11 protein-coding genes are annotated in these 12,071 nt (G+C 69.1%); 6 read left to right on the top strand and 5 right to left on the bottom strand.

The annotated features are described in order from the left end of the window. Nucleotides 1-26: 26 nt before the first annotated feature. Nucleotides 27-281: a hypothetical protein gene (locus tag HMPREF9336_RS13300; RefSeq protein WP_040585611.1), complete on the bottom strand. Its 255-nt coding sequence runs from the start codon at nt 279-281 to the stop codon at nt 27-29. A gap of 176 nt (nt 282-457) precedes the next feature. On the opposite strand from HMPREF9336_RS13300, the gene cofC reads away from it, so the two are divergent. The 6 genes from cofC to HMPREF9336_RS13270 all read left to right on the top strand — a co-directional run bounded on the left by cofC (nt 458) and on the right by HMPREF9336_RS13270 (nt 7,619). Further along, nucleotides 458-1,117: a 2-phospho-L-lactate guanylyltransferase gene (gene cofC / locus HMPREF9336_RS13295; protein WP_007467835.1), complete on the top strand. Its 660-nt coding sequence runs from the start codon at nt 458-460 to the stop codon at nt 1,115-1,117. Between the two features lie 12 nt (nt 1,118-1,129). Beyond that, nucleotides 1,130-3,307 carry an RNA degradosome polyphosphate kinase gene (locus HMPREF9336_RS13290; protein ID WP_007467833.1) on the top strand — a complete coding sequence of 726 codons (2,178 nt, stop codon included), beginning with the start codon at nt 1,130-1,132 and terminating at the stop codon, nt 3,305-3,307. 1 nt (nt 3,308) lies between these two features. Continuing rightward, nucleotides 3,309-4,265 (top strand): NUDIX hydrolase, encoded by a 957-nt coding sequence (locus tag HMPREF9336_RS13285; protein ID WP_021030676.1) that lies wholly within the window; start codon nt 3,309-3,311, stop codon nt 4,263-4,265. A 51-nt stretch (nt 4,266-4,316) separates the two neighbouring features. Continuing rightward, nucleotides 4,317-6,035 (top strand): CocE/NonD family hydrolase, encoded by a 1,719-nt coding sequence (locus HMPREF9336_RS13280; RefSeq protein ID WP_021030675.1) that lies wholly within the window; start codon nt 4,317-4,319, stop codon nt 6,033-6,035. 7 nt (nt 6,036-6,042) lie between these two features. Then, nucleotides 6,043-6,717, top strand: coding sequence for a VC0807 family protein (locus HMPREF9336_RS13275; RefSeq protein WP_007467825.1), 675 nt, complete (start codon nt 6,043-6,045; stop codon nt 6,715-6,717). Nucleotides 6,718-6,899: 182 nt separating this feature from the next. Beyond that, on the top strand, nt 6,900-7,619 hold the full coding sequence (locus HMPREF9336_RS13270; protein ID WP_007467822.1) for a VC0807 family protein: 720 nt from the start codon (nt 6,900-6,902) through the stop codon (nt 7,617-7,619). A gap of 84 nt (nt 7,620-7,703) precedes the next feature. On the opposite strand, the gene HMPREF9336_RS13265 is transcribed toward HMPREF9336_RS13270, so the two are convergent. Genes HMPREF9336_RS13265 through argC form a run of 4 tightly spaced genes read right to left on the bottom strand, consistent with a single transcriptional unit; the run spans nt 7,704 to nt 12,047 of the window. Beyond that, nucleotides 7,704-8,879, bottom strand: a complete 1,176-nt coding sequence (locus HMPREF9336_RS13265) for an acetylornithine transaminase (RefSeq protein ID WP_007467820.1) — start codon at nt 8,877-8,879, stop codon at nt 7,704-7,706. Next, nucleotides 8,876-9,763 (bottom strand): acetylglutamate kinase, encoded by an 888-nt coding sequence (gene argB, locus HMPREF9336_RS13260; RefSeq protein ID WP_007467818.1) that lies wholly within the window; start codon nt 9,761-9,763, stop codon nt 8,876-8,878. Before argB ends, HMPREF9336_RS13265 begins: the two co-directional genes overlap by 4 nt. A gap of 32 nt (nt 9,764-9,795) precedes the next feature. Beyond that, nucleotides 9,796-11,007 carry a bifunctional glutamate N-acetyltransferase/amino-acid acetyltransferase ArgJ gene (argJ, locus tag HMPREF9336_RS13255; protein ID WP_007467816.1) on the bottom strand — a complete coding sequence of 404 codons (1,212 nt, stop codon included), beginning with the start codon at nt 11,005-11,007 and terminating at the stop codon, nt 9,796-9,798. Further along, a complete protein-coding gene (gene argC / locus HMPREF9336_RS13250; RefSeq protein WP_021030674.1) occupies nt 11,004-12,047 on the bottom strand; it encodes an N-acetyl-gamma-glutamyl-phosphate reductase in 1,044 nt (347 codons plus the stop codon). Before argC ends, argJ begins: the two co-directional genes overlap by 4 nt. Between the last annotated feature and the right edge of the window lie 24 nt (nt 12,048-12,071).

Here is a 12,071-nt window from a genome sequence, read left to right as displayed (position 1 = left end):
GGCGGCGAACGCGAATCAACCGCGGCCTAGCGCGCGGTCGCGTCCGGCGGCGGGAGGATGTGGACGTTGGCTTGCGGCTTGGAGTTGGGCAGCGGCGGGTTCGCGTAGCGGTTGCCCTGTCCCTGCGCGTTGTTGCACGGGATCGGGTTGTAGTAACAGGGCCCGTACGAGGAATCGCCGGTGTGCCGGGGAGTCGTCGCGGCGCTCGCGAAACTAACCGGCGTGAGGCCAGCAAGCAGGGCGAAGCCGAAGGCCGTCGCGCCCACGCTGCGGGTCGTCATACCAAAAGGGAACATTGCTGTTGCCTCCTCAATCTCTCAAAAGCGCCTCGTTGCGCTTTACAACCAGCATGATACGTAAACTTAAGATGAACTTAAGATTAAGGACACGGTCTGATAAAGATCAAGTTATTTTCGCCCCTGGCAAGCCCGAGAAGCCGACGGCGAACATCTTTACAATGGTGATCGTGCCCAGACCAGCGCTCCCGCATGCGGTCGTTCTCATCGCCGTCAAACCCCTTCGGGACGCGAAAACCCGGCTTGCGCCGGCGCTCTCCGCCGAGCAACGCGCCCAACTGACGCTCGCGATGCTCACCGACGTCCTCGAAGCCGCGCGCGGGGCCGCTTGGACAAGGGCCATCGCGGTGGTCACCGAAGACCCCCAGGTGCAAGCCCTCGCCCAAGCGTACGGAGCCGTCGCGCTCGACGAACCAGAAGGAGCGGGCGGGCTCAACGCGGCGCTGCGGTCGGCGGACGGGTGGGCGCGCGAGCGGTTCCCCGCCGCGCTGCGGATCGCGTTGCACGGCGACCTGCCCGCGCTGCGGCCCATGGAGCTGCAGCAGGCGCTCCGCGCCGCGCGCGGGCGCAGCCGTGCGTACGTCGCCGATCACGACGGGTCCGGGACCACCGCGCTCATCGCCGACGCGGCAACGGAGCTAGCCCCGGCTTTCGGCCCCGGCTCCTCGGCCCGGCACGCCGCCTCCGGCGCGTTCGCCATCGCGGACCAGCTGCCAGGGCTGCGCCAGGACGTTGACGCGCCCCAGGACTTGCGCAAAGCGGGGGAACTCGGCCTCGGCCTCGCCACGAAGGCCCTCCTCGCCGGATCCGAGCTTGTCTGAGATGATGTTGCGGTGACAGAAACAGCGAAAACTCCAGCCGACAATGCGGCGCGCTCGGCTGGCGCGGAGCAGGCACCGGACGATGTGAGCTTGCCCGAGGATCGCTACCTGAACCGCGAGCTGAGCTGGCTGGACTTCAACGCCCGCGTGCTCGCCCTCGCCGAAGACGACTCGCTCCCCCTGCTCGAGCGCGTGCAATTCCTCGCCATCTTCGCCTCCAACCTCGACGAGTTCTACATGGTCCGCGTGGCCGGGCTCAAGCGGCGCCATCAAACCGGCCTCTCGGTGCGCTCCGCCGACGGGCTCTCGCCCAAAGCGCAGCTCGAGCTGATCGCCACGCGCACCCAGGAGCTCTCCGTCCGGCACGCCCGCGTCTTCCGCGACGTGGTCACCCCTGCGCTGGCCGAGAACGAAATCCGGATCGTGGCCTGGTCGGACCTGGACGCCGGGGAGCAGGGGCGGCTCTCCACGTACTTCCGCGAGCAGGTCTTCCCGGTGCTCACGCCGCTCGCGGTGGACCCGGCGCACCCGTTCCCGTACATCAGCGGGCTCTCCCTCAACCTCGCCGCGACCATCCACGACGAGGCGGGCGGCGGCCAGCACTTCGTCCGGATCAAAGTGCCCGACAACGTCGACCGGTTCGTGTCGGTCCGGGGAATCGCCTCGAGCCCCGAGGCGGACGGGACGCGGCCTTCCTTCAACGCCACGGTCCTCTTGCCCATGGAGGAGCTGATCTCCGCGCACCTCGGCGAACTCTTCGAGGGCATGCGCGTCATGGAGCACCACGTGTTCCGGGTGACCCGCAACGCCGACTTCGAGGTGGAGGAGGACCGGGACGAGGATCTGCTCCAGGCGCTCGAGCGCGAGCTCGCGCGCCGCCGGTTCGGCTCCCCGGTGCGCCTTGAGGTCTCCGACACCATGAGCGAGCACATGCTCGAGCTGCTGCTGCGCGAGCTCGACGTGGAGCCGCACGAGGTGGTCCAAGTGCCCGGCCTTTTGGACCTCTCCTGCTTGTGGCAGATCTACGGGCTGGACCGCCCCGCGCTGAAAGACAAGCCGTTCGTCCCCATCACCCACCCGGCGTTCGCCGAGCGGGAGACCCCCAAGAGCGTCTTCTCGACGCTGCGGGAGGGGGACGTGCTCGTCCACCACCCGTACATGTCCTTCTCCACCAGCGTGCAGCGGTTCATCGAGCAGGCCGCCGCCGACCCGCAGGTGCTCGCGATCAAGCAGACCCTGTACCGCACCTCCGGCGACTCGCCGATCGTGAACGCGCTGATCGACGCGGCGGCGGCGGGCAAGCAGGTCGTCGCGCTCGTGGAGATCAAAGCGCGCTTCGACGAGCACGCGAACATCAAATGGGCCCGCGCGCTCGAGCACGCCGGGGTGCACGTCGTCTACGGGCTCATCGGCCTGAAGACCCACTGCAAGACGTGTCTGGTGGTGCGCCGCGAGGGCAGCCACATCCGCCGGTACTGCCACATCGGCACGGGGAACTACAACCCGAAGACCGCCCGCATCTACGAGGATCTCGGCTTGCTCACCGCTTCCGACGAAGTCGGAGCCGACCTCACGGACCTGTTCAACTCGTTGACCGGCTACTCGCGGCGGGCCAGCTACCGACGGCTCCTCGTCGCCCCGCAAGGCATCCGCTCCGGGATCCTGCAGCGGGTCCAAGACGAGATCGACCATCACCGCTCGGGCTGGGACTCGCGCATCCGGGTGAAGGTCAACTCGCTGGTGGACGAGCAGATCATCGACTCCCTCTACCGAGCCTCCCAGGCGGGCGTGCCGGTCGAGGTCGTGGTCCGGGGGATCTGCGCCCTCAAGCCCGGCGTGCCCGGCTTGTCGGAGAACATCACCGTGCGCTCCATCCTCGGCAAGTTCCTCGAGCACTCGCGCACGTTCCACTTCAAGGCCGCGAACCAGTACTGGATCGGCAGCGCCGACATGATGCACCGCAACCTCGACCGGCGGGTGGAGGTGCTGGTCCAAGTCAAAGACCCCAAGCTCACCGCGCAGATCGACTGGATGTTCGACAGCGCGACGGCCCCCGAGACGCGGTGCTGGGAACTGGACCGGTCAGGCGTGTGGCGCGCGACCCCGGACGAGGACGCGCTCGCGGCGGGAATGGAGAAACGCGACCATCAACGCTCCCTCATCGAGCACTACCGGGAGTTGACCGTCTAGCATGTCTGACGTGTCATCGAGACAGGAGATCCGCGCAGCGGGCGGCGTCCTCTGGCGCCATGCGGACGAAGGGGCCGAACCCCTCGTCGCCCTCATCCACCGACCCCACTACGACGACTGGACCCTCCCGAAAGGCAAAGTCGACCCCGGCGAGATCCCGCCGGTCGCGGCCGTGCGGGAAATCGCCGAGGAGACCGGAGCCAGAGCCGAGCTCGGCCCCTTCCTCGCCACGGTCCACTACCCCGCCCAAGGCTCGTCCAAACGGGTGGACTACTGGGCGGCCTGGGCCGCTTCCGCCCCGGAGTTCGTGCCGAACGACGAAGTCGACCTTCTGGAATGGGTCACCGTCGACGAGGCGCACAAACGGCTGAGCCACGACCTTGACCGCGAGGTGCTCGACGCGTTCCGCGCCGTCCGGCTCGACGTCGAGACGCTGATCGTCGTGCGGCACGCGAGCGCAGGGACGCGCGACACGGCCGACCTTGAGGCCGACCAGCGGCGCCCGCTGGACGAGCTCGGCCTCGCCCAGGCCGAAGGGCTCGCCCATCTCGGCGGCGCGTTCGGCGTGAGCCGCCTGCACGCCTCGGACAAACTGCGCTGCCGCCAAACCCTCGACCCGCTGGCCCAACTGCTCGAAGTGGAGGCCGTCGCCGAGCCGTCGCTCACCGAGGAGCCGTTCGCCGAGAACCCGAAGGCCGGCCTCGACCGGCTGCGCGAGCTCGCGCAGGTCGGGCACACCACCATGGTCTGCAGCCAGGGCGGCGTGATCCCGCAGCTCGTCGCCGAATGGTGCGAGACCCCCGAGTTCGCCACCGCTATCGACGTGGCGAAGGCCTCGGCCTGGGTGCTCTCGGTCGGGAAGACCCCGAGCGGCCCGAAACCCCTTGCCGCCCAGTTCATCGCCAGCCCGTTGGCCGACGAGACCTGGGAGGGAGATATCCCCCACTTCAGCTGGTGAGCGCCCTGAACCGCCGTGCGGCCAGCTTGCCCGCCTGCTAACGTGTGCGGAATGTCGCGGATCAACGTCAGGCGCGCGGTCGCCCTGTGCTGCGGTCCGCTCCTCGCCTTCCCGACAGCTCCGAGTTCGCTCGCCGAGCAGAGCGGGTTCACGAAACAGACTCTGCACTTCTCCGTCGTCATCGGCCCCGAGCGGGATGTGGACTGCGATATCGTCGGCGACCTCTACCTCCCCGAAGGGGCCGGCCCCGGCCATCGGGTGCCCGCCATCGTCGCCACGCACGGCTTCGGCGGGACAAAAGACGACCAGCGCGGCCTCGGCGAGTTCATGACCGGCAGGGATTACGCCGTGCTCGCCTTCTCCTCCCTCGGTTTCGGCGGCTCCACCTGCCGGATCACCATGGACACCCCGGAATACGACGGAGTGGCGGTGAGCCAGCTCATCAGCTTCCTCGGCGGGGCGGACCAGATCGCGTTCGAGGACGCCGCGCACACCCGTCCCGTGCCGCCGCTCGACGCCATCGTGCTCGACGCGGCCGACCACACGGGCAAGCCCTCGGCGCACGACCCGAGGGTCGGGATGATCGGGGCCTCCTACGGCGGCGGGGTCCAGTTCGCGGCCGCGTCGGTGGACCCGAGGCTCGACGTCATCGTGCCGATGATCACGTGGAACGACTCGCTGTATTCGCTGGCCCCGAACAACGCGGACCTGCCCGACGGCGTGGACGAGCGGATTCCCGGCCCGAGCAAATACCTCGTCGCCCAGGATCTGCTCACCAACGCGGCGAAAGAACCGGACCAGGCCCCGCCGCCCGCGAGCTGGAGCGACCACAACTGCCCCCGGTTCTACCCCGCCGCCTGCCAAGTCATTTTGAACTGGTACATCAGCGGCGCGCCGAGCCAGGCGGACATCGAGTCCGTCCGGCACGGCTCGGTGGTCACCTACACGGACAAAATACGCATCCCCACCCTCTTGACCCAAGGCCAGCAGGACACCGTCTTCCTGCTCAACGAGGCCGCCGCCACCTACCAAGCGCTGGCCGCGCAAGGGACCGAGGTCAAGATGCTCTGGCACCGTTGGGGGCACGACACCTCGAACGTCATCCCCGGCGAGCTGGACTGGGCGCACCCGGACTGGGAGCAGCGCTACCAGATCGACGCGATCCTCCGCTGGTTCGACCACCACCTGAAAGGGATCGGGACGGATGATTTGCCCGCGCTCAGCTATTTCCGCGATTGGATCCCCGAGGGGTCGGCGGGCTCGCCATGGGCGACGAGCGACCGCTACCCCGTCGCCGCGACAACCGCGTACCGGCTGTCCGGCGAGGACGCGCTGCTCGCGAGCGGCGCCCCGGTCGCGGCGGCGGCCGCCGCGCGGCCGTGCGCGGCGCAGATGCGCACCGGGCCAGACGGGGCCTCGCTCAGCTGGGCGACCGAGCCGCTGGCCGCCCCGCTCACAGTGGTCGGCGTCCCTCATCTGAAACTCGCCGTCTCGGCGGCCGGAACCGCGACGCTCTTCTTGCATCTCGCGGACGTGGACCCGTCCGGCGGCGAAGAGTCGATCTACCGCCAAGTCGCCCCCGCGAAAGTCTCCGGCTCCGGCTCCGTGACCTTCACGCTGCCGGGCATCGTGCACCGGTTCCCCGCCGGGCACCGGCTCAAACTCGTCGTCAAAGGCTCGTCCGACGCGTTCCGGGGCGACCCGTTCCCCGTTGACACCCAATTCGAGATCGACGACCAAAGCGTGCTGACTCTGCCGACCGTCCCCTAGGAGAAGCATGAACAACACCCACAGCCTGCGGGCCTTCATCAAAAGCTCCCTCATCAGCGCCGCCCCCGCCATCCTCGTGTACTACGCGTTGCGCGCTTTCGGCCTCGTCCAGTACCTCGCGCTGGTCGGCGCGATCGCGGTCTCGTTGGCCCAGACCCTGTTCGGCGCGCTGCGCGCCCGGAAATTCGACCCGGGCGCAGGGCTCGTGCTCCTGCTCGCCAGCTGCGCCCTGCTCGTGGCGCTCACCACGAAGAACGCCCGCGCGACCCAGGTCGCGGACACCGCGCCCGGTTTCTTGTTCGCGACCGCCTTGCTCGTCAGCAGCGCGATCCGCAAACCGCTGACGAAGAAGGCGGCGAGCACCGTCGCCTTTGGCCTCGCCGACGACGCGCTGCCCGCGCGCGGTTGGACCGCGCGGGACGTCCTCGACTGGACGGCCATGCACATCCGGTTGAGCGCGTTCGCCGGCGTGTTCGGGCTCTGCCAGACCGCGTTCGCGCTCACAGTCATCTTCACCTGCGCGGTGGACATCTCTCAAGCGGTCATCGTCGTGGTCGGCAGCGGCAGCACCATTTTCCTCCTCGTCCACTCGGTGAACCGGATCCGCGCGTTCGTCAAGGAGCGCGACGAGCGCGCCTCGGCCGCCGCAACGTCGAAAACCCCGACGGGCTCTCCGTCCTGACGAGCTTGGAACAGGCACTGGGCCGGCCTTCCTCGCCGCCCCTCCACGGGCCGGATCGCCTGCCCATGAGGACCATGACAATGCCGCGCATCGCGACGATTCTGTCGGCTCGAACTCGCCCTTTCCCGCCGTGCCGAGGATCGGACTGAACCCGTCGAGTTAGCATAGGCTACATTTATAAAATGAGTGAACAAGGCCGCTCCACCGACAACGAACCGGTTCCAAGCCCGGGAACGCCCCGCAGCCTCCGGGAGTTCGTCAAAACCACTGTGATCAACGCGGGGCCGCCCCTCGTCGTGTACTACGTGCTCCGCCTCTTCGGCTTCGTCCCCTATTTGGCCCTGGTCGGAGCGGTCGTCGCCGCTGTGGCGCAGGGGGCGTTCACCATGGCGAGGAACCGGAAGGTCGAACCCTCCAACGCGTTGGTGCTCATCGCGGCGGCATGCTCGTTGACCGTCGGGCTCACCACAAAGAACCCCCGGCTCATTCAGCTGATCGAGCTTCTCCCCGCAGCGCTGCTCGTCTGGTCTTTGGTCGTGAGCAGCCTTCTGCGCAAACCAATCACGAAAAGCATCACCGGGACCATTGTGCCCCGTCTTGCGGAAACAGCCTTGCCCGAGCGCGGCTGGACCGAACAAGACGCTCAGGACTGGAACAAGCTGCACGTCCGGATCAGCCTCGGATCCGGCCTGCTCTCGGTCGGATTCCAGATCCTCGCAATCACCTGGATCTTCACCCTCGAAGTCGACATGTCGCAAGCCCTCATCGCCGCGTGCGGAGCCGCGACCATCATTGCCTTGGTCGCGAACGGAATCATCCGGATCCGCGCGTTCGTCAAGGAGCACGACGAGCGCGCCTCGGCCGCCGCAACGCCGAACACCCCGACGAGCCCTCCGTCTTGACGGGCCTGGAGCCATCGCGGGCGGGCATGGACCTGTGCGACTGGGCCAGATCCTGAGCGGAGCGGCCCTGCCCTAGCCCTAGCCCTAGGCCGACTTGTCGAGAATCGAGCCGAACGCGCCGACGAACTCCCCGATCTGATCGTCGGAGAGCAGGAGCGACGGGGCGAGCCGGATGACCTCCGGGCCGGTCGCGCCGACCAGAAAGCCTGCGTCCCGGGCCTCGGCTTCCACAGCCGAGGCCTTGGGCTCGGCCAGGCGCACGCCGACGAGCAGCCCCTTGCCCCTGGCCTCCAGGATCAGCGGGTGGCCGATCGCGCCGAGTTTGTCCCTGAGTTCCTCGCCCGCGTCCTTCGCGCGGGCGACCAGACCCTCGCCCTCGATCACATCGAGCACCGCGAGGGCGGCGGCGGCGCTCACCGGGTTCCCGCCGAACGTGCTGCCGTGCTGGCCGGGTTCGAAGAGGCCCGCCGCCGCTCCGGTGGCGATCGTCGCGCCGATCGGCAGGCCGCCGCCGAGGCCCTTGGCGAGGGTGACCACGTCCGCCACGATCCCCTCTTGCTCGTGGGCGAAGAACGTGCCGGTGCGGCCCATGCCGGTCTGCACCTCGTCGAGGATCAACAGCGCCCCGGCTTTCGCGGTGATCTCCCGCGCGGCCTTGAGGTAGCCAGCCGGGGGCACGACGACGCCGTTCTCCCCCTGGATCGGTTCGAGGAACACGGCGGCGGTGTCCGGACCGACCGCCGCTTCGAGCGCGGCGGGTTCCCCGTACGGGACGTGCCGCACGCCGGGGACCATCGGGGCGAACGGCTCCTGCTTGGGCGGTTGGCCGGTGAGCGCGAGCGCGCCCATCGTGCGCCCGTGGAAGCCGCCCCACGTCGCGACGATCTCGGAGCGCCCGGTGCGCCGGGCGATTTTGAAGGCCGCCTCGTTCGCCTCGGTCCCGGAGTTGGAGAAGAAGACTTTCGCGTCCTCCCCGCCTGGGGTCAGCGCGGTCAGCCGCGCGGCCAGCTCCACGACGTTCGGCGACATGTACAAGTTCGAGACGTGCCCGAGCGTCGAGATCTGCCTGGTCACCGCCGCCACGACGGCGGGATGCGCGTGGCCGAGGACGTTCACCGCGATCCCGGCCAGCAAATCCAAGTACCGCTTGCCGTCCTCGTCCCAGACGTGGGCCCCTTCGCCGCGCACGAGCGCGAGCTTGGGCTGTCCGTAGTTGTTCATCAGGTGCGCGGCCCAACCGGCCCGCAGATCCTCGGTCATGCTTTCTCTCCTGTGTTGTCCGTGACCATGGTGCCGACTCCGGTGGGCGTGAAGAGCTCCACGAGCGTCGCGTGCGGCACGCGCCCGTCGATGATGGACGCGGCGCGCACGCCCGATTCCACGGCGCGCACGCACGCCTCCAGTTTCGGGATCATCCCGCCCGCGAGGCTCGGCAAGAGCGCCTTCGCGTCGGCGAGGGAGATCTCGCTGACGAACGAGTCCCGGTCCGGCCATCGGGTGTATAGGCCCGCGACGTCGGAGAGCACGACGAGCCGGTCGGCCTGCAACGCCCCTGCGAGCGCGCCTGCGGCGATGTCGGCGTTCACGTTGTGCACCACGCCGGTCGGGTCCGGGGCGAGTGAGGCGACCACGGGGATGCGCCGGGCAGCGGTGAGCTCGTCGATCCAGCCCGCGTCCACCGCCTCGATGTCGCCCACCAGGCCGATGTCCACTTCCTCGCCGTCCACGGTCGCGGTTTTGCGCGACGCGGTGAACAAGCCCGCGTCCTCGCCCGAGGTCCCCACCGCGTAGGGGCCGTGGGCGTTGATCGCGCCGACCAGCTCGCGGCCGACCCTGCCGAGCAGGACCATGCGCACCACTTCGAGCACTTCCGGGGTGGTCACCCGCAGGCCCGCTTTGAACTCGCCCTCGATGCCGAGCTTGGCGAGCTGCTCGTTGATCTGGGGTCCGCCGCCGTGCACCACGACCGGGCGGACGCCGCAGGCGCGCAGCAACACCATGTCCTCGGCGAAGGTGGTGGCCAGCGCCGGGTCCACCATCGCGTTGCCGCCGAATTTGACGACGACGGTCTTGCCCGCGAATTTCTCGATCCACGGCAGCGCCTGGGCCAGAACCTCCGCTTGCTGCAGCGCGGTCGTGCTCATCTCGACTGTGTTCCTTCTCGGTCGTTGGCGGGTTAGGTGGAGTAGGCGGAGTTCAACCGGACGTATTCCGTCGAGAGGTCGGTGGTGCGGATCCACCCGGAGCCCTCGCCGACGCCGAGGTCGATCTCGACGGCGATGTCCGGGCCGGACAGGTCCACGTCCCGCGCGCCGGGCACCGCTGCGCCGTTCGCGCAGACCTGGTGGCCGTTGAACTGGACCGAGATCTTGTCCGGGTCCAGCTCCACCGGGGCGCAGCCCACTGCCGCGAGAACCCGGCCCCAGTTGGGGTCCGAGCCGAACAGCGCGGTCTTCACCAGGCTGTCCCGCGCCACGACGCGGGCGGCGGCGACCGCCTCGTCCTCCGAGGCGGCTCCGGCGACCCGGATGACGACCCGCTTGGTGACGCCCTCCGCGTCGGCCTGCATCTGCGCCGCCAGGCTCTCGCACACCGCGAACACCGCCGCGTCCAGCTCGTCCTGGCTGGCCTCGACCCCGCTCGCCCCGCTGGAGAGGAGCAGCACTGTGTCGTTCGTGGAGCTGACTCCGTCCACGTCGAGCCGGTCGAACGTCAGCGCCGTGGCGCGGCGCAACGCCTGGTCGAGCTGGGCCGGGGTGGCGACCGCGTCCGTGGTGACAACGACGAGCATGGTGGCGAGCGAGGGCGCGAGCATCGCGGCCCCCTTGCCGACCCCGCCGATCTTCCATCCAGCAGGATGCTCGCCGAACGCGAGCTTCGGCACGGTGTCGGTGGTCATGATGGCCCGCGCGACGGCTTTCCAGTCGGCGACCGGAGCCATCGAGAGTTCCATGGCCAGACGATCAGTCGCGTTGAGCACCTTTGCAATGGGCAGCCGCTCGCCGATGAGGCCGGTCGAGCACACCGCGACCTGGATCGGCGCGATCTCCGGCTCGCCGTTGTATTCGCGGTAGGACTGCGCCACCCGCTCGGCCGAACGATGCGTGTCGGCAAAGCCATCCGGGCCGGTGCAAGCGTTGGCATTGCCCGCATTGAGCAGCACAGCGCGCAACGCGCCTGACTTCAACACCTGCTGGGTCCACAGCACCGGCGCGGCCTTCACCTTGTTCCTGGTGAACACCCCCGCCGCCGCGTCATGCGGTCCAATATTGAGGACTAACGCCATATCCTCCGAGCCAGAGTTCTTCAACCCGGCGGTTGTCGTCCAGGTGACGAACCCCGGCACGTCGAAACCATTCGAAGCCGGGGCCGCTACGAAATCTGTCATGGAGCCGATCCAATCACAGGCAATCCTTCCGTCTCCGCCCAGCCGAGCGCGAGGTTCATAGATTGCACCGCGCCGCCGGCGGTGCCTTTGACGAGGTTGTCGATGGCGGAGACGGCGACCAGCTTGCCCGCCGCCTCGTCCAGGCCGACGCCCACTGCGGCGATATTGGTGCCGAGCACCGAGGCGGTGGACGGCCACTTCCCCGGCGCGAGCAGCTTGACGAACGGCTCGTCGGCGTACGCCTTCGCGTAGACCGCGCGGATCTCCTCGGCGCTGGCCGAGGTCCGCGCGGTGCAGGTGGCGACGATGCCCCGCGTCGTCGGCGCGAGCACCGGGGTGAACGAGGCCGTGACCGGCGTTGCGGAGCGGGCAGAGAGCTCTTGGACGATTTCGGCGGTGTGCCGGTGCGTGCCCCCGACCCCGTACGGGGCGAGCGAGCCGAGCACTTCGCCCGCGAGCAGGTTGGGTTTGGGCACCCGCCCCGCGCCGGAAACCCCGGACACGGCGACGACCGTGACATCCGGCTCCACCAGACCCGCCCCGACCGCGGGGGCCAGAGCGAGCAGGGAGGCCGTGGGGTAACAGCCCGGCACGGCGATCCGCCGCGCCGCCCGCAGCTTCTCCCGTCCGCCGGAGAGCTCGGGGAGCCCGTACGGCCAGCTGCCCGCGTGCGCGCCGCCGTAGTACTTCGCCCAGGCCGAGGGGTCTGCGAGCCGGAAGTCCGCGCCGCAGTCGACGACCAGCGCCGTCTCGGGCAGCGCCGAGGCGAGTTCGGCGGACGCGCCGTGCGGCAGCGCGAGGAACACGACATCGTGCGCGGCGAGGAGTTCGGCCGTGGTCGCTTCGAGCGCGCGCTCCGCGAGCGGCCAGAGGTGCGGGTGGTGCTCGCCGAGCGCGCTCCCCGCGTTCGCCCCCGCCGTCAACGCGCCGATGGACAGGCGCCCGTCGGCGAACGCCGGGTGGCCGAGGAGCAAACGCAGGATTTCACCCCCCGCATAACCGCTCGCGCCTGCGACGGCGACATTCAGATGCGTGGACATGCGAGTAATAATACACACCTCCGT

Origin of the sequence: Segniliparus rugosus ATCC BAA-974 (assembly GCF_000185725.2) — a bacterium.
In the GTDB taxonomy this organism is placed as follows: Bacteria; Actinomycetota; Actinomycetes; order Mycobacteriales; family Mycobacteriaceae; genus Segniliparus; species Segniliparus rugosus.
This window is presented reverse-complemented; position numbering and strand designations above follow the sequence as displayed.